Origin of the sequence: Cytobacillus sp. NJ13 (assembly GCA_030348385.1) — a bacterium.
Taxonomy (GTDB): Bacteria; Bacillota; Bacilli; order Bacillales; family Cytobacillaceae; genus Cytobacillus.
In genome coordinates this window covers 319,502-337,469 of record JAUCFP010000006.1, presented here as the reverse complement: position 1 = coordinate 337,469, position 17,968 = coordinate 319,502, and the positions used below count along the sequence as shown (strand labels likewise).

The 17,968-nt window shown below is 43.7% G+C and carries 19 protein-coding genes; all 19 read right to left on the bottom strand.

The annotated features are described in order from the left end of the window. Positions 1 to 62 precede the first annotated feature (62 nt). Complete coding sequence (locus tag QUF73_01755) at positions 63 to 1,031, bottom strand: dipeptide ABC transporter ATP-binding protein (GenBank protein ID MDM5224927.1); 969 nt, start codon at positions 1,029 to 1,031, stop codon at positions 63 to 65. Further along, positions 1,024 to 2,013: an ABC transporter ATP-binding protein gene (locus QUF73_01750; protein MDM5224926.1), complete on the bottom strand. Its 990-nt coding sequence runs from the start codon at positions 2,011 to 2,013 to the stop codon at positions 1,024 to 1,026. The genes QUF73_01755 and QUF73_01750 overlap by 8 nt, the downstream gene beginning before the upstream one ends. 14 nt (positions 2,014 to 2,027) lie before the next feature. Further along, positions 2,028 to 2,924 (bottom strand): ABC transporter permease subunit, encoded by an 897-nt coding sequence (locus tag QUF73_01745; protein ID MDM5224925.1) that lies wholly within the window; start codon positions 2,922 to 2,924, stop codon positions 2,028 to 2,030. 12 nt (positions 2,925 to 2,936) lie between these two features. Beyond that, positions 2,937 to 3,860: a glutathione ABC transporter permease GsiC gene (gene gsiC, locus QUF73_01740; GenBank protein MDM5224924.1), complete on the bottom strand. Its 924-nt coding sequence runs from the start codon at positions 3,858 to 3,860 to the stop codon at positions 2,937 to 2,939. Between the two features lie 74 nt (positions 3,861 to 3,934). Then, positions 3,935 to 5,518 (bottom strand): glutathione ABC transporter substrate-binding protein, encoded by a 1,584-nt coding sequence (locus tag QUF73_01735; protein MDM5224923.1) that lies wholly within the window; start codon positions 5,516 to 5,518, stop codon positions 3,935 to 3,937. A gap of 370 nt (positions 5,519 to 5,888) precedes the next feature. Then, complete coding sequence (locus QUF73_01730) at positions 5,889 to 6,746, bottom strand: ABC transporter permease subunit (protein ID MDM5224922.1); 858 nt, start codon at positions 6,744 to 6,746, stop codon at positions 5,889 to 5,891. Beyond that, entirely contained in the window at positions 6,746 to 7,531 is a 786-nt protein-coding gene (locus tag QUF73_01725) for an ABC transporter permease subunit (protein ID MDM5224921.1), read from the bottom strand. Before QUF73_01725 ends, QUF73_01730 begins: the two co-directional genes overlap by 1 nt. Beyond that, positions 7,521 to 8,309, bottom strand: a complete 789-nt coding sequence (phnC, locus tag QUF73_01720; GenBank protein MDM5224920.1) for a phosphonate ABC transporter ATP-binding protein — start codon at positions 8,307 to 8,309, stop codon at positions 7,521 to 7,523. The genes QUF73_01725 and phnC overlap by 11 nt, the downstream gene beginning before the upstream one ends. Positions 8,310 to 8,400: 91 nt before the next feature. Then, positions 8,401 to 9,435 (bottom strand): phosphate/phosphite/phosphonate ABC transporter substrate-binding protein, encoded by a 1,035-nt coding sequence (phnD, locus tag QUF73_01715; protein ID MDM5224919.1) that lies wholly within the window; start codon positions 9,433 to 9,435, stop codon positions 8,401 to 8,403. Between the two features lie 118 nt (positions 9,436 to 9,553). Further along, the gene (locus QUF73_01710; GenBank protein ID MDM5224918.1) at positions 9,554 to 10,258 is read right to left on the bottom strand and encodes an ATP-binding cassette domain-containing protein; all 705 of its coding nucleotides are present in this window, start codon (positions 10,256 to 10,258) and stop codon (positions 9,554 to 9,556) included. 29 nt (positions 10,259 to 10,287) lie between these two features. Next, positions 10,288 to 11,466: a phosphonate metabolism protein PhnM gene (gene phnM / locus QUF73_01705; GenBank protein MDM5224917.1), complete on the bottom strand. Its 1,179-nt coding sequence runs from the start codon at positions 11,464 to 11,466 to the stop codon at positions 10,288 to 10,290. A gap of 37 nt (positions 11,467 to 11,503) precedes the next feature. Then, positions 11,504 to 12,349, bottom strand: coding sequence for an ATP-binding cassette domain-containing protein (locus tag QUF73_01700; protein MDM5224916.1), 846 nt, complete (start codon positions 12,347 to 12,349; stop codon positions 11,504 to 11,506). Continuing rightward, a complete protein-coding gene (locus tag QUF73_01695; GenBank protein MDM5224915.1) occupies positions 12,350 to 13,204 on the bottom strand; it encodes an alpha-D-ribose 1-methylphosphonate 5-phosphate C-P-lyase PhnJ in 855 nt (284 codons plus the stop codon). Beyond that, positions 13,197 to 14,330, bottom strand: a complete 1,134-nt coding sequence (locus QUF73_01690) for a carbon-phosphorus lyase complex subunit PhnI (GenBank protein MDM5224914.1) — start codon at positions 14,328 to 14,330, stop codon at positions 13,197 to 13,199. The genes QUF73_01695 and QUF73_01690 overlap by 8 nt, the downstream gene beginning before the upstream one ends. After that, positions 14,318 to 14,938, bottom strand: a complete 621-nt coding sequence (phnH, locus tag QUF73_01685; protein MDM5224913.1) for a phosphonate C-P lyase system protein PhnH — start codon at positions 14,936 to 14,938, stop codon at positions 14,318 to 14,320. Before phnH ends, QUF73_01690 begins: the two co-directional genes overlap by 13 nt. Before the next feature lie 18 nt (positions 14,939 to 14,956). Next, positions 14,957 to 15,379 (bottom strand): phosphonate C-P lyase system protein PhnG, encoded by a 423-nt coding sequence (phnG, locus tag QUF73_01680; protein ID MDM5224912.1) that lies wholly within the window; start codon positions 15,377 to 15,379, stop codon positions 14,957 to 14,959. 123 nt (positions 15,380 to 15,502) lie between these two features. Further along, a complete protein-coding gene (locus QUF73_01675; GenBank protein MDM5224911.1) occupies positions 15,503 to 16,204 on the bottom strand; it encodes a GntR family transcriptional regulator in 702 nt (233 codons plus the stop codon). Between the two features lie 141 nt (positions 16,205 to 16,345). After that, the gene (locus QUF73_01670; GenBank protein MDM5224910.1) at positions 16,346 to 16,981 is read right to left on the bottom strand and encodes a DapH/DapD/GlmU-related protein; all 636 of its coding nucleotides are present in this window, start codon (positions 16,979 to 16,981) and stop codon (positions 16,346 to 16,348) included. A 32-nt stretch (positions 16,982 to 17,013) separates the two neighbouring features. Further along, positions 17,014 to 17,880 (bottom strand): PHP domain-containing protein, encoded by an 867-nt coding sequence (locus tag QUF73_01665; protein ID MDM5224909.1) that lies wholly within the window; start codon positions 17,878 to 17,880, stop codon positions 17,014 to 17,016. Positions 17,881 to 17,968 lie beyond the last annotated feature (88 nt).

The window sequence follows — 17,968 nt, the reverse complement described above, 5'->3', positions numbered from 1 at the left end:
CCGATAAATTCCTGCAGAGCGAAAAAACCTTAAGAAATATCTCATTGAAACGGCACGTTTGGCTAATCCATTAAATGACATGCAACAAAATGATCATCAGCCAGCCCTTTTTTCACCTCTGGTTCCACAGTTCTGCAAATATCCATACAGGCAGGACACCTTGTATGAAAGCGGCACCCGGAAGGCGGGTTAACCGGACTCGGCAAGTCTCCCTGCAGGACAATCCGCTCCCTTCTCAGCCTTGGATCCGGGACTGGCACAGAAGATAACAGTGCTTTTGTATAAGGATGCTGCGGATTTGAGAAGATGACATCCTTTGGGCCTGATTCAACGATTGTGCCAAGATACATAACTCCAATGCTGTCGCTGATGTGTTCGACTACACTTAAATCATGTGAAATAAATAGGTAGGTAAGATTAAATTCAGTCTGCAAATCTTTTAATAAGTTCAGGATTTGAGACTGGATGGAAACATCAAGAGCGGATACGGGTTCATCAGCTATAATGAGCTTAGGCTTCATAATCAGCGCCCTGGCAATGCCGATCCGCTGGCGCTGGCCGCCGCTGAATTCATGAGCATACCGGTCTGCATGATGTTCTGTCAGTCCAACGACTTCGAGCATTTCTGAAACTAGATGATTCCGTTCGGCTTTTGATAGTTTCGTATGAATCACAAGCGGTTCGGCAATAATCTCTCTTACTTTCATTCTTGGATTAAGAGATGCATACGGGTCCTGAAAGATCATCTGCACCTTTTTTCTTACCAATTTCAGCTGCGATTCTTTCTTTTGTGAAATTTCTTCGCCATCAATCCAGATTTCACCGTGGCTGGGAGTCAGCAGCCTTGAGATCAGCCGTCCTGTTGTAGACTTGCCGCACCCGCTTTCTCCAACCAGACTGTATGTAGTTCCCTGCTCAATGCCGAACGACACATCATGAACTGCCTTTAATGATCTTTTTTTGGCAAACATGCCACCCGGAAGCGTGAATGACTTTTTCAGCCCGTTTATTTTCAGCAGTGTCTCAGGCATATACATTCTTCCTCCCTTCTTCAATCATCCAGCAGCTGCACATTCTCCCATCTCCCAAATCGGTGGCACCCGGCTCTTCCTCTAAACAAATAGCCATGGCATCATTGCATCTAGGAGCAAATTTGCAGCCCTTTGGCATATTGCTGGGGTCGGGAACATTCCCTTTAATGGATGTCAGTTTATCCTTTCTCTGCCCGATTTTTGGAACAGATCCTATCAGTCCTTTCGTATAAGGATGCATAGGGCTTTCAAATAAATCGAATACATTCGCTTCCTCTACTACTCGGCCTGCATACATGACTGCTACCCGGTCACACATTTCCGCCACTACACCCAAATCATGGGTTATTAATAGAACGGACATGCCTTCCTCTCGCTGCAGCTGTTTCATCAATTCCAGTATCTGCGCCTGAATCGTTACATCCAGTGCAGTCGTCGGTTCATCTGCTATTAGAAGCTGTGGATTGCAGGCCATGGCCATGGCAATCATAATCCTTTGCCGCATCCCTCCAGACAGCTGATGGGGAAATTCATAAACGATTTCCTCTGCCCGGGGAATCCCAACTTTCTTTAAAATAAAAATCACATGCTCCTTAGCCTGTTTTTCGTTTAAATTAAGATGCAGCCGGATGGGCTCCAGCAGCTGTTCTCCTATTTTCATTACGGGATTTAATGAAGTCATCGGCTCCTGAAAAATCATGGCCATTTGTTTTCCGCGGATCTTTCTCATTTCCCTCTCTGATTTATGAGTAAGATCCTCGCCTTTGAAGGAAATGCTTCCGCCCGATATTTCTCCGCTTGTGCCTTTAAATAATTTCATGATCGACAGGGAGGTTAAACTTTTGCCGCAGCCGGATTCTCCTACGAGCCCAAGCACCTCTCCTTTATTGATATGAAAACTGACACCCCGTAAAATTTTCAGCTTTTGCTTATCCTTTGTAAATTGTGTCTCCAGCTGGTTTATCTGCAATAGCTTCTCCATTTTTTCAATCTCCCTTACTCATTCTTCGTTTTAGGGTCCAGGACATCACGGAGCCCATCTCCGACAAGATTGAAAGCAAGCACTGTCAAAAAGATCGCTAATCCCGGCATCATGACAACATGGGAAGCTGTTCCTAAATAATCACGGCCAAGGCTGAGCATAGCACCCCAATCCGGTGTTTCAGGACTGGCTCCAAGACCCAGGAAACTCAAACTGGAGGCCGCTAAAATAGCCGTTCCAATTCTCATCGTAATAAAGACAATCAAACTTCCCAGAGTTTCAGGAAAAATATGCTTGAACATAATCCTCCGGTGCGAGGCCCCCATTGATTTCGCCGCTTCCACAAAGACGGTCTCTTTCCCCTCTAATGTCGAGCCTCTCACAAGTCTTGCAAAAGACGGGATGCTGAAAATGGACACGGCAATCACCACATTTGTTAATCCCGGTCCTAAAATGGCCACAATGGCGATTGCCAGCAGCAGATCCGGAAACGCAAACATAACATCACTGCCCCGCATGATTAGACGATCCAGCCAGCCGCCAAAATAACCGCTCATTAATCCAAGAATAATTCCTCCAGCCGCTCCCAAAAAAACAGCCAGAAAACTGACACCAAGTGAAATTCTCGCACCGACGAGCAAACGGCTGAAAATATCGCGTCCGTATTCATCCGTCCCTGCCCAGTGTTCCTTGCTTGGACCCTGGAGCGTCGTGTTGTAATCCGGCTCGTACGGATCAAAGGGTGCAATATACGGTCCAATGATGGCAATGATGATTAGCAGCAGAATAAACATGCTTGCCCAAAATGCCGTTTTTTGCTTTTTCCAGTTCTTAAAGAATTCTTTAACAGGTGAGTATTTTTTCTTTGGAATCACTGGGGTATAGGCATTTACTTCTTTTATGATTTCCATGATTCCCCTCCTCTAGGAAACGTAGCGTATTTTCGGATTCAGCATACTGTACATGATGTCTACGATTAAATTAACAAGAATAAATTCAATGGAAAAAAGCAATAGCTCGGCCTGAATGACTGGATAGTCTCTGAAGGCAATGGAATCAATCAGCAATCTCCCCATTCCCGGAAAGCTAAATACAGTCTCCACGACAACCGATCCGCCCAGCAGGAAGCCAAACTGCAGCCCGGCAATGGTTACGACGGGAATTAAAGAGTTTCTCAATGCATGCTTTGGAATGACTACAGATTCCTTGAGGCCTTTTGCTCTTCCGGTCCGGATAAAATCTGCTCTTAACGTCTCAAGCAAAGATGACCTGGTAAACCTGGCAAGCATGGACATGATGCCTGCCCCTAAAGTGAGGGAAGGCAATATATAGCTTTTCCAGCTCTCAGCCCCCCCTGTCGGAAACCACCCCAGCTTGACAGAAAAAATCTGGATAAGAATCAAGCCAAGCCAAAATCCCGGCATGGAAATTCCTGAAACGGCAGTGACCATCCCAAGATAATCCGGCCATTTATTTTTGAATACCGCTGACAGTGTGCCAATTAACAAGCCAAGCACCAATGCCCAGCCCATACTCATAAACGTTAAATAGATGGAGGGCATAAAGCGGTCTGCAAACATCTCTGAAACCGGAAGACCTGTCTTTAAGGAAGTCCCCAAATCTCCCTGAAATAAATTGCTCATGTATGTAATGTATTGATCCCAAATCGGTTTATCGAGTCCCAGCTCCGCCCTGATTATATTGACCTCTTCAAGAGTTGCATCCTTTCCGGCAACTAATCTGGCAGGATCTCCAGGAATTAAATGAGTGAAAAAAAAGATTAATATGGAAACAATAAATAGGATTGGGATCATTTCCAGGATTCTCTTTAAAATATATTGAAGCAAAATGAAAACCCCTTTCTTAGAAAGGAAGAGGCATGTGGTCTAGTAAACCTTTGCCTCTTCTGATTGCCTGGATTTTACTTAAGATTCGCGTCTGTCACGTTAATTCCGCCTGTTGGAGAAATGAAGACACCCTCGACATTAGATCTTGAACCTGCTAAGATCTCATCTACCCCAAGGAAAATCCAAGGTGCATCTTTGTAGATAGTTGATTGAATATTGCTGTAGATTTCTGCCTGCTTGTCAGGATCTGCTGTTTGATTTACCTCTGTAATCCACTTATCTACATCATCATTTTTGTAGTATGCAGTATTCGCTCCATCCGGCGGGAATGAGCTGCTGCTGAACAATGGCTTCGTTGCATTGGTAGTGTCGGAAGGATACGCAGACCAGCTGACATACCACATTTGCACCTTTGCCTCTTCCGGTGTCTGAGCTCCATAAATCTCATCTGACAGCGTGCCTTCTTCCATTGATTTAATCTCAACCGTAATGCCAATTTCTTTTAACTGCTGCTGAATAAACTGCATTCCCTTCAATGTGTCTGAATTGGTGTTCCCCCAAATTTCAGCATTGAAGCCATCTTCAAATCCAGCCTCTTTCATTAATTCTTTTGCTTTCTCAATGTTGTGATCATAGGTTTCCTGTTTGGAGTAGAACTGGGTTTTGCTTGGAATAATCGAGTCCAGCGGCAAACCGTAGCCGGAATTTACAACACTTATAAAAGCCTCTTTATTCACAGCATAGTTAATTGCCTGGCGAATGCGGACGTCATCATACGGTTCTTTCATCGTATTGATGGATACATATCGGGCAATCGTGGAAGGAATTTTATGAATTTCAACGTCTGAATTGCTCTCCAATTCCTTTAAGTTTTGTACTGGCGCCGGATAGATCACATGTGCTTCGCCTGTTTTAAGCATAGCTACACGAGAGCCATTTTCCGGAACAGGCTTGTACGTAATCTTTTTCACACGATCAGCCTTATTCCAATAATCATCAAATCTTTCAACTGTTAAATGGTCCCCCTGAACCCATTCCACAAACTTGAATGGACCGGTGCCAACTGGTGTTTTGCCAATATCACCGGAAGAATCATTGATTAACTTCGGACTTAAGATTTTAGCGGAAACAAATCTTGTCAGCATACCTGCATATGGTTCTTTTAATGTGACTTTTACTTGATAATCATCAATCACATCAATGCTGGTAATAAGATTAAATCCCCTGCTATTCAATCGGAGGCTTTCATCATTCATAATCCTTTCAAAGCTGGTTTTAACCGCCTCTGCATTGAAAGACTCTCCATCATGGAAGGTAACACCCTGACGAAGCTTAAATGAATATTCCAGTGCATCATCACTCACACTGTATTCCTCAGCCAGCTGCGGAATGATTTGCCCTTCTTCATCCGATCCCAGCAATCCCTCTAACATGGCAGTCTGGACGGAATTTGAATTCGTATCGCCCGTATTATGCGGGTCCATGGATATGAAGTTTTCGTTTACTGCAATAACTAATTCCTGATCCTTGCCGCTGGCTGATTTCCCTGAATTCTCCTTTTCAGAAGTTCCGCCGCTTTCTTCGCTGGAACAGCCAGCCAGTAAGATCGCAGATACTAAAGCAACAAACAGCATTTTCCACACGTTTACCCTTCTCAAATTTCTTTCCCCCTCAACCAATTTTGTCTTTTTTGCTTTTCTCAGATGTTAAATATGAAAGATTTTAAAAACGACAATTATTTTCATCATGTTAGTAATTATGCAAAATATTATATGTATTTTTCATCATTAAGTTTATTTTGCCTATTATTTTCTCCACTGATGAAAATAATTAAATTCATTATAGATTGATAATCTTGTAATTTCAATAGTAAATTCTGAAAATTTCATATTTTTAATTTTCACCGGATTCATCTATTCTTTTTCAAAGATTCACAGAACATAAATTTTTAACCAGCGAGAGTCATAATGTAAAGCAACATATAAAAGACCAGGCACATCAGGGCCTGGTCAAACAATGGCTTATTCACTATGCTGTTTTCAGCTTTCTCTTAATCCTGGCAGCAAAGACTTCAAGGATGATCGCAACGGCCAGGATAAAATAAGTAATTGCCCCGATTTCCCTCATATCCAGATAAAAGCTGCTTGCCATGAACATGTCAAATCCAATTCCGCCGGCTCCTGCTGCTGCTCCCATGGCAACGGCTACTGCAAAGTTAATCTCAAAGCGGAGAAATGTCCAGGAAATCATATAGGTGATGGAGGATGGAATCACAGCTTGGAAGACAATTTGCCACCAATTGGCTCCGCTCGCCTGCAGCGCTTCAATCACTCCCCTATCCAATTCTTCAAAGGACTCAGAATAGGCTTTGATTAAATAGCCGATCGAGTGAAAGGTCATTCCAATAACTGCAGCTGTACTTCCAAGGCCGGCTGCAACCGCAAAGATCAGGACCCACAAGACGGTCGGCACAGCTCTTATAAAGGCGACCATGCTTTTAATGACTATTGAAACTTTTTTCGAAGAAAGATTCTCAGCCGCCAGCAATCCAAAAAGAACTGCGATGATGGCGCCAAACAAGGTAGTCAGAAAAGCTAGGCCGAGTGTAACCATCACTTGATAAAGGGCATGGCCAAAGGAGAAATGCTTCAAGTGCGGTTCAAGGAATATGGTTTTTAAATTGGCGAATGTGCCGAGAAGCGCATCCATAAAGTCCAGTTCCTTATAATCAAAGCTGTAAAATGCATAGATTGTCAGCACAGCCAGGGTAAAGAGAGTTAATCTCGTCACAATAACTGCTTTATTAAATGGCTTAGCCGGCATTCTTTGGCCAATCGAATGATCGGCTGGGACTGTAACATTCCGGAGCTGTTCCTTCACCTCCATTACAAAATCACCTTCCTTACATAATTGGATGCATATTCAATCATTAGAATAGCAGCTATGATGACAACAACGACCAAACTTGCTGTGTCATAGGCCAGGCTTTTATAGTATAGGTTGAACGTAAAGCCTATTCCTGAACCGGTCAGCAATCCTATTAATGTGGCACTGCGGATATTCGTTTCGATCATGAACAAAATCCAGCTGATCATTTGCGGTATGCTTGATGGAATCACCGATTGAAAGATGATGGAAAAGTATCCTGCGCCTGTCGCTTTTAACGCCTCCACAGAACCCCCGCTCACTTCATCAATTGTTTCTGTAAAAGCTCTGGTTAAGAATCCAAATGACCCAAAAAACAAAGCAAAATAACCAGTTAACGCGCTTTGTCCAAATGAAAACAGCAAAATCAGCGCCCATGCGGCAACATCGATATTTCTAAAGACAGTGGCAATTCCTCTGGTAATAGCTCCAAAAAAGGCATTTACCCTTGTTGTATTTGATCCGAAAATCGAAAATAAAAGGGCGAATACAGCAGCTGCTGACGTAGCAGCAATCGAAACCAGGAGTGTTTCCTGCAGCTTTTCAAGAATAACTGGCAGCTTTTCTAAGGATTCTGCGGTTGGATAAAAGTTCGCCATTCCCCATTGAATGGCTTTCGGGATTGAAGCAAAGCCCTTTAAAGCATTGTACTCAGTAATAATCATGGCAAGGATCGTCACGGCTCCAAGGAGTAAGAGGAAAGCAAGTGTGTTTCGTTTTTTCTTAGCAAAGATATCAGCCTGCATGGATGCCTCCTATGTCAAAGATTAAATCTTCAGCTTCCGATCCATATATTCGCTGAATGTCTTCAGAAGTCATTCCTTTAGCCGTTCCGTTATATACTGCCTGTCCCTTGTTAATGCCGATGATTCTGTCCGAATACTTGATGGCTACATCTACTTGATGAAGATTGACAACAACGGTAATGCCCATCGTTGTTGAAACCTTCTTTAAATAGTCCATGATCACTTTTGCCGAATTAGGATCAAGGGACGCAATGGGCTCGTCGCACAAAAGCATCCGCGGATTTTGGATAAGCGCGCGGGCAATCCCTACCCTCTGTTTTTGCCCCCCGCTTAATTGGTCTGCACGCTTATAAATCATTTCGTTCAGGCCAAGCACATTCAAAATCTGGATTGCCTGCTGCTTTTCCTCTTTGCTGTAAATTCCCAAAACGCCTGCCAGTGTTGATTTGGTTCCCAATTTTCCGTGCAGAGTGTTTTCAATTACCGATAATCGATTCACTAAATTATAGTGCTGAAAGATCATGCCAATTTTGGTTCGGACCTGCTTTAATTCTTTTTTCTTCAAGTCCATTACATGTAGATCCTGGAAGCGGATGTCACCCCCTGTAGCGTCAATCATTCGGTTGATGCAGCGGAGGAGAGTTGATTTCCCTGCTCCTGATGGACCGATAATGGAAACGAACTCCCCTTCCTGAACTGAAAAGCTTACATCTGTTAATGCTTTCGAACCTTTGCCAAATTGCTTTGTAAGGTGATTAACTTCCAATAATGCTGTCATGAGTTAACCCCTCCTATCCAAATGTTTTATGCTGCTTAATCGGGCAGTAAATCTTCCAAAAATGGCTGGCCCTGCTGATATGTGATTCCCCTTATTTTGCTAACTCACGGATTGGGTTGAACCACTTATCTTCTACTTCCACCAAACGCTCATTGCCGGACTTTTTGCTGAATAAACCTGAAAATTCGGAGTCCTCCGGAACAAAGATTTTTTCATTATTTGCCACTTCATCCGATGTCATGATTTCAAGCAGCTGTTTTTGGTCTTCTTCGCTCAATGTACCGGAATTAATCACAAATGGTGCATTTAATACAGGAGTGACTGAGATCAAGCTGAATTCTTTTCCTGCAACCGTGTTCAATGGTTCAGCAGCATCATCTTTCACTTTGTAAACTGCACCTTGCTTGTTCACTTCGCCTTCTTTAAGCTCCACATAATTGTTCACACATGTATCACAGAATGCCGCTACATCCGCTTTCCCGCTTAATAGATTAACGGCAGAACCCTGATGAGAGCCGCCAAATAATACTTCACTGAAGAATTTGTCCTCTCCGCCTTCAAGCAAATCCTCTGCAGTCAAACTCTTAAACTCTTCTTTTGCGCTGAAATAATCAGTAATGCCTGTAGAAGGAACCTTGAATCCTGATGTTGAACTATTAGATACAAAGGAGAATCTCTTTCCTTGAATATTGTCTATGGCAAACTCCCCGCCACTTTTGTAATCATCCGCCTTTTCATTCTGAACAGCCAGCCAGCTGTAATACACGGCGTCCTCCAAAGTGCCGGACTCGCCGCTTGGAACAACCAGCGGAAGAACCTTTTCATTCTTGTTATGTGCTTCTATGTATCCTTGCGCACCTAGGAACGCCATATCTGCGTTGCCGTTCGCAATCGCTTCAATCGCCACAATATAATCAGTCGTTGTTTGATGCTCTACTTTTTTGCCTGTTTTCTCTTTTATCAGTTTCCCAATTTCGTCACGGGCCTCGCCTAAATCAGCGCCAGATTCATTTGGAAGCCAGGCGATCGTCAGCGTATCGTCCTTCTCTGAATTTGCAGTAAACGAACATCCTGTAAATACAACGGTGATCGCAATAGAAAGCAAAAATAGCGCCATTTTCTTCATGATTTTTTCCCCTCTCTTATTTGGAAAAGTTTTTATCATACCTTCGACCTAACTATAGCGAAAGAATATTAATCTACTGATAAGGCATTATGTGAAATCGTTAAGCATTAGTAAAGAATTAATGTGATAATGTAAAAACACCATTCTGCATGTTGTATTCCCTATCACATAAATTGTTCATAAATTCGAGATCATGGAAGATTCCCAGCATCGTCGTGCCTTCATGCATTAATTGCTCAATTAAGACTTTTACCTTCATTTTAGATTCATAGTCCAGGCTTGCCGTCGGTTCATCCAAAAGAAGCAGTCTTGGCTTCTTGACCATAGCCCGGGCAATGTTGAGCCTTAGCTTTTCCCCGCCTGAAAAGGTGGCAGGATAGCTGTCCCATAGCTCTGGATCCAGCTCGAAATGCGAAAGGATTTTTTTCGTCTCTATTTCTGCCTGATCCTGATCCCGGCCCATTTCAAAAATGGCCTGCTTTACAAGCTGTCTGGCAGTCGTTCTTGGCATAACATTCAGAAATTGAGACACATAGCCAATTTCATGCTTGCGCAAATAAATCATTTGTCTATTTGTTGCCTCTGCCAAATTAAGAGGACCGAACTTTTTCGAATTGTACCAAATGCTTCCGTGCTGAAGTCTATATGTTCCAAAAATGCATTTCAGGATTGTTGATTTACCGCTCCCGCTTTTTCCTGTAATCCCAACAAAGCTTCCTTCCATCAGCCTGATATCAATTCCGCTCACTGCATGGATATTTTTCCCGAGATTATGAAGGGTAAATGATTTGGACAGATCCCTGATTTCCAATAGATTTTCCACCGGTCCACCTGCTTTCTCTCAATGTAGTATCAAATTCTGTAATTCGTTTTTTGGATAAGCTTCCCATCAACGAATACGCCCGTTATCACAGGAAAATCGTCTGCCAATTTTTCAATGATCAGAAGATCGGCTTTTTTTCCTGCCTCGATCGAACCGATTTCTTCATCCATGTTCACGGCTTTTGCCGGATTTATGGTGACAAGCCTGATCATGTCTGCCAGGTCCATCCCATAATTCCTTACCAGTTCAAAAATGGCATGAAGCATGGCTGCCGGATAATAGTCACTGCACAATATATCAATCGACTCATTCTGAATCGCATCCGCTGCACCCAGATTTCCGCTGTGGGAGCCTCCAAGCAGTACATTTGGGGCACCGGCCACCGTATACATGCCAAGCTCCTTCGCCTTATACGCCACCTCCTGGGTAATTGGAAATTCACTGATGGTCGTGCCAAAGCTTTTGACCAGCTCCAGTTTTTCGAAACTGTCATCATCATGTGAAGCAACTGCTATTCCATGTGCCCGGGCGTGCTCGGCAATGTCCTTCATATCCAGGGCAGTGAGCTTTTCCTTCGTTTGGTGATTACGGATTAAAACATCTATAGCCGCATCACTCATACTGTTATAGCTTTTAACGGTGTTCCGGTAAATTTCCAGATGGCGATATTGCCCTTGTCCAGGTGTATGGTCCATAAACGAAATCAGGTGCACCTTATCTTCGCTTATATAGCTTTTGAGGTTCTCGATTTCATCCACATTATCAATTTCCATTCGTGCATGGAAACGATGGCGCACAAGATGCTTTGTACTGTGTGTCTCATCAATCAGGTCAATGAGCTTTCTGACATTTTCCGGTTCCCGAATTGGCTTGTATGCATATTCTGTTTCTTTGAATAGGGAAAGGGAGTGGAACATCGTTGTGATCCCATGAGAAATGAGCTCCTTCTCTGCTTCCCTGAGGCTTAAATGAAAGTTCATTAATGAAGTTGGCCTCGGTGCTGCCATATGCTCAATATAGTCGGAATGGATATCGATAAATCCCGGCGAGACATAGCCGCCCGCTGCATCTATCACCTCCATGGCATCCTCAAATTTCATTTCTCCCTTTGGAGCAATTCTGCTGATCCTATCATCCTCTATCAGAAGATCATAGCCTTGCAGAATCGTATCCTCTGTAATTAGTTTTCCGTTTGTAATGACGTACAAGTGTGCTTCCCCCTAATTTGGAATTTTCCGATTATCCTTAAAGAAGCGAATGAACCAAGCTTTGAGTAAATGGAGCTTGAGGATCTTCAAGTATTTGATCTGTCAGCCCCTGTTCAATAACCTGACCTTCCAGCATCACCAACGTTCTGTCGGCGAGCATCCGAATAACACCCATATCATGTGAAACCAGAACAATACTTATATTCATCTCCCTCTGCAGGCTCTGAATTAAGTCCAGAACGCTTGCCTGTACGGATAGATCCAATCCCGTCGTAACCTCATCCAAAAGCAGAATCGGCGGCTGATTCGAAAGGGCCTTGGCAATTTGCACACGCTGCTGCATTCCCCCGGAAAAATTCTTTGGAGCTTCTTTCCGGCGATGGACGGGAATATTCACCTTGCTGAGCAGCTCTGATCCCCTGTCTTCCATCATTCCCGCATTCCTGCTGCCGGCTGCAATCAATTTTTCGGCAATATTTCCAATCGAAGAAAAGTCGATTTTTAATCCCAATAGAGGGTTTTGATAGACTTTCCCCATTAAATGGTTGCGGATATACCGTTTTTGCTGGGAAGACTCCTTAAAAAGATTCTTCACCCCATTCTGATAGGAAGAAATATAGGCTTCCCCTGAGGTCGTTTCCTGGTCAAAGTACAGGCATTGCATTAAAGTGGACTTGCCACTTCCGCTTTCCCCTACAATCCCGAGCACCTCTCCCGGGTAGACATCGAAGGACACATCCCTGCACGCATACACCGTTCCGCACACACTGCAATAATTTTTGATCAGGGTCACCGGTTCAGGATTCCTGCAATGATCGCAGCCAGGACCGAATTGCTTGTTTAAGTTTTTAATAGATAAGACCGGAACCTCAAATTCAGTCATTTAATTCACTCCTGCCTTTTCAGCTTCGTTTAATATTTCACAGCAATAGCTTGTATCATTGCATTGATAAAACGTCTCTCCCGTTGCCTCATCGATCAGTTCGTCAAGGAACACTCCCTCAGAGCCGCACAATCTGCAGCATTTTCCATCAAAACTTTCCCCTTCAAACGGATAATCTTCAAAATCAAGTGAAACGATTCTCGTAAATGGCGGAACTGCATATATCTTCTTTTCGCGCCCTGCTCCCAATAATATGAGTGCTTCGTTTTCATCCATTTTCGGATTATCAAAGCGCGGGATTGGGCTTGGTGCCATTACATAGCGTCCGTGAACCATGACCGGATGATCTGCCCCTGTTGTCATGCTTCCGTATTTCATGATCTGTTCAAAGAGCATGAGCCAGGCACCGCTGTATTCTTTTTCCGCATGAAGCTTTTTCGTTTCATGCTCGCTTGGTTCAAAATAACGGAGCGGTTCAGGAAGCGGCACCTGCAAAACAAGGATTTGGTCTGTTCTCAGCGGCACCTCAGGAATTCTGTGACGGGATTGGATGATGGTTGCCTGAGAGGTATAGTCCGTTATTTGGACATCAGTTGTATCCTTTACAAGCTTTTTGATGCTGACTGCATTGACAGATTCATCTGATCCCTGATCGATTACCTTCAATACATCTTCTTTCCCAATGAGCGAAAGTGTCAGCTGCAGGCCGCCTGTCCCCCAGCCTCTTCCGATCGGCATTTCCCTCGAAGCAAACGGAACCTGATAACCCGGGATCGCAATCGCTTTTAATGTGGCTCTTCTAATCTCCCGCTTCGAACCTTCGTCAAAGAATGCAAAGTTATAGGCGTTATTCATATGCTTGCACCTCTTCCCGTTCTTCTGCTTTCGCTTTTGTCTTTCTCACACTGTCAAGCTTCGACTGGAACGTTACATAATGCGGCATCTTCAAGTGTGATATAAAGCCAGTTGACTCCACCGAATCTATATGAAGGAGGACAAATTCTTCATTATGACTGGGGAAGCTATTATCAGGATGCTCCAGGCAATTATCGAGAATGCCCATGGCAATGGCTTTTGTCTCGTTCTGGCCGAAACACAATCCGTATCCGATTTCAAACTCCAATTCCTTTTTTCCTTTTGCCTTTTCTATCATGAATGGCATCAGCATTTCCGCTTCTGTTGTTTTAATCTCACCAATGTAATATTCATCTTCATCACTGCCAGCTTCATTCGGATGCTCAACATTTATTGGAAGGCTTCCAACTCTCAGCTCCCCGACAGTTGGATGGAGAGCACCATATCCCCGGATGACCGCATAGGCGAGTGAAGTAACCGCTCCTGTCTCTCCTCTTGTCAGAATTTGCAGGCGCTGACTTCGGCTTGATGGGAACTCAAGGCTTTCCCTTGTCACATCATCAGGCTCAGCATCATTGTTTTCAAGAGGAGGAATGAGTCCTTCTTTTCTCAAATAATCCAGCACTTTTGGCAGTGCAAGTTCAGGTGCATCCTGCAGCATTTCATTTGCTCTATGTTCCAAAGCATAATTTGACAGCCATTCGCTAACTGACTCTTCCGTTTCCTTCATAAGATTGAAATCCAGGAGGCGGTGGGTATAATCAGTTGTTGCACCAAGGATTTGCCCGCCGGGAATATCCTTGAAGCTGGCTGAAATCCGGCGTTCCACCTTCATCTGCCCGGTTTCAATGATTTGAGAAGAGTGCTTTCTCGGGAGTGTTGAGCGGTATGCACGAAGCAGGAATACCGCTTCTTCCGGATTTCCTTCAGCCTGCTTAATCGCTAATGCGGCAAGCTTTTCATCATAAAGACTGCTCTCTGACATCACCTGATCGATTAAGCCTCTCATCCCGCCTTCAATTTGCCGTGTTTCAAGCACTTGTTCCTTGTGAAGTCTTTCATATTTCAAGCGTTTAATCGACTCTTCAATGGCGAGTGTTCCGCCTTTCACTGCTACATAACCCATTCTTTTTCCACCTCCCTGCTTTTTGTTATTTGAGTCGTTCTTGGCAGGGATAAAAGCTGATGATTCCGGTCCACGAATACCAGGTCGACCCCTGTTGGATACTCCTTATTTTTTTCATTGCGTTTTTCAATCCAATTTCCAGCCAGTTCTACATTGATTTCTGTGCTTGTTTGAATACCCGGTCCGCTTAATAGCAGTTTTCCACCTTCCGTAATCAATCCTGTTTCTGCTATAATCGTTGCGGATTTATGCGGGTTTATGAACGTTCCCGGATTCCCCATTTCAATGGCATGTTCCAGAGACCCTGACCCGGCATCCTGAAGGAGAATTAAAAAATCGGCCTGATCTGCCTGTACCGCTTTTGCGAATGTTAATTGATTTATTTCCTTTTCAAGTGCTTCAGCGTTACCGCCGTATACTTTAAACGTAACCTCAGGATCGAGCAGCGTTAATGCCAGCAGTAAAATGGAGCTGGAGCAGCCTGCTTCATTCTCTCCGTCGAGAGTCGCAGCCTCCTGGCCTAGGTCTGATATCAGCCCTGGCCTTGAGGTGCTATCGACTAATTTTCTATATACAGCTTGCAGGTCATGAACAACATCTAATTTCAACGCCTGTTCCTCCTTCTATTAAACATCCATCGTCTCAAAGCTGACTTTTGTTCTTAAAATTTCTTCATTCTTCGCTTTTCTTTTCTGGTCTATATAGTACTTTTCAATTTCGAGTATCCCGGCCCATGGTTTGGTTTCAGGAAGATTTCCCAGAAAGGCCGCGTCAATCACGGCAAGCTGATAAGCCAGATCCGGATGATCTCCTTTCACAATCCCCATGCCGATCTTTCCTTCCACCTTAGCCTTGCATTCTGTCACGAGTACTTCTCCTAAATAAAACAGGCTTTTCCTGGAAGTCTCCCGAACCTTTAACATCACAAGTCCATGTTCCGGCTCCTGTATAACAGAAACTGAATATTTTTGTTCAATTTCATTCGCTAAAGATTTTGCCAATTCATGTGAACCTTCAATCAATATTTCTGTTCGCTGTTTTCTTTTCACCTTTTGGCCTCCATCTGTTTTTGTTCTGCATCTTAAATCTATCTTGTTGCCAAGCTGGCGGATGTAAAAGAAGTGTAAATTATGTAAGAGTTTTATTAACCTGATATTTGCACCAAAGCCAGTTTAAATTAAATAGGTAAAGCAATCGCTTCTATATTTGATTCTTGAGAATTCCAGTACTGTACCCGTTTCCTTATCCATGCAGAGGGACTCCAGGAGCAGAAGCGGAATTAGACTCGAGCATTGCAGAATTTTCCGTTCAGGCTCTATTGGGAAAACCACACTCAGCTGGCTTTGGCCCGATGTAAATTCTTTAAAGCCATGGCTTCTATAGTAGTGAAAAATGGATTTGATCCCAGGTCCATCCTTATCAATTTGCGGAAAAACCGATTTGGCTGCATAGGATGTGTGCAAGGCAATCGGGCAGCCGTCCACGATTCTTAACCTGGAAATTTTATAGACTTCATCCTGCGGATTGACTTTTAGCGCATGAAAGACTTCAGAATCAAAGCGGATTTTTTCACAGCAAATATTCTCCGACCTGAAGTCATACTCAAGCTCTTTCATCTTTTCACTAAAGCTGATATCCCCTGTTAAAATCAGCGGAATCTGCTGCTTCCTATTTTGGACATAACTGCCCCTTCCCTGCTTGGAAAAAATGAACCCCAGATCCTGCAATTGTTCATACGCTTTCCGTACAACCATCCTTGGGATCCTATATTGATCTGCAAGCTCATTCTCAGAAGGAAGTTTTTCATTCGGTTTGTACTTCCCTTCCTTTATTTTTGTAATCAGCTCATCTACCAGCATCATTTTTTCACTCATACAGGCGGCGCCCCTTTCGAAATCCAGAAACAATTTAAGTCTAAAGAATGAATTTAAATGGAAAGTTACGTAATTGTAATATTTTTATGAATATAAAAAAGACCCAATCTTTTTGGTGACTGGGTCTTTGTAAGTCTGTATTTAGCTTCCAAATTTCCTTATAAAAGCTTCCGTATCATTTAGTTCTTCAAAATGGGCTTCAAGCTTCTCCCTTGGCCAATCCCACCATGCAATTTCAAGCAGTTTTTCAGCTGTCTTTTCTGAAAACCTTCTTTTTAATGGCCTTGCCGGCACGCCCGCTGCAATCGTATAGGGTTCAACATCCTTTGTAACGACAGCCCCGGAACCGATGACTGCCCCCGTGCCAATTTCGACACCCTTCATGATGATTGCACCGTGCCCAATCCATACATCATGTCCTATTTTAACCCGGTTTGTACGGCGCCAATCAAAAAATTCAAGATCGTCCTGATTGCCGAAGCCATAGTCGACTTTCCGATAGGTCATATGATGCTGGGTCACCCGGTCCATCGGATGCTGAACAGGATTAATGCATGCATGAGAAGCAATGGAACAGAATTTACCGATTTCAGTATAGTTGACTGTTACATCATCCATTGTATAAGTGTAGTCGCCAAATTTCGATTCGATAATTTTATTTCTTTCTCCGATTGACGTCCATTCTCCCGCATAGCTGTCAATGATGAAGCTGGAATGATGTACAGCAGGAGAAACGGAGAGCTTTTCATCCTTTTTTGGTTTAAAAATCATTGACATGTGCATATCCCACTCCTTTTTTAATGTGAAGCCTATACTCGCTGGCTTTTCAGTCTCTGCCGTCTCGCAGCTAATTCATGCACTCTCTCCACCCCCGGAGACATGCTTCCAAGCACTACCGGTTTTTCGCCGTATGCACCATGAAAGTCGGATCCTCCTGTCATGGTTAAACCATATTGAACGGCCAGTTTCCTTGCCATTTCTTCATGCTGTCCGCTGTGAAGGGGATGCCACACTTCTATCCCCTGCAGGCCGGCTTCAACCAGCTCAGGCACCTTTTCAAAATTTCCGTATTGGCCAGGGTGGGCAAGTACGGGCACACCGCCTGCTTCAAGAATTGCCTCAACAGCAAGACTCGCATCCACATATTCCATCGGGATAAAAGCCACTCCTTTCGATTCTCCATTTTGACCGCGGCTAAATAATTTTTTATATAGTGAACCGTAAATGGAATCAGCATATCCTGCCTCTATAAGGGCTGCCATGATATGCTGCTTATAAACTCCGGTTCCACCCTCAGAAAGCTCCAGACATCGCTCCCAGGCAATGCTGTATCCTGCTGAAATCAGCCTTTGAACCATTTCAAACGAAAGCTTATTCCTCCGCTCAATGATCGGCTGGCACAGCGTTTCAATTGCCTTATGCCCCGGTTCGATAAAATAGCCCAGAATGTGAACCCGGCGTCCCCTATCAAAGTCAAAAGCAGAAATTTCAATCCCGGGGATCACCTCCACTCCATACCTCTTTCCACGATCAATTGCTTCCTGCAGCCCTTTTGTCGTGTCATGGTTCGTAATGGCCAAGTGTGAAACCTCATTGGCAATGGCCAGATTCAATACCTCATCAATCGATAGCGGGCAATCAGATACATTCGTATGGCAATGCAGCTCTGCTTTCATTTTCATTCCTCCTATTCATAGCCTTTTTTACTAGAATAACTTGGTGCCAAGCGAGATAGGTTAATAGGATGTAAATTTCTGTTAAGAA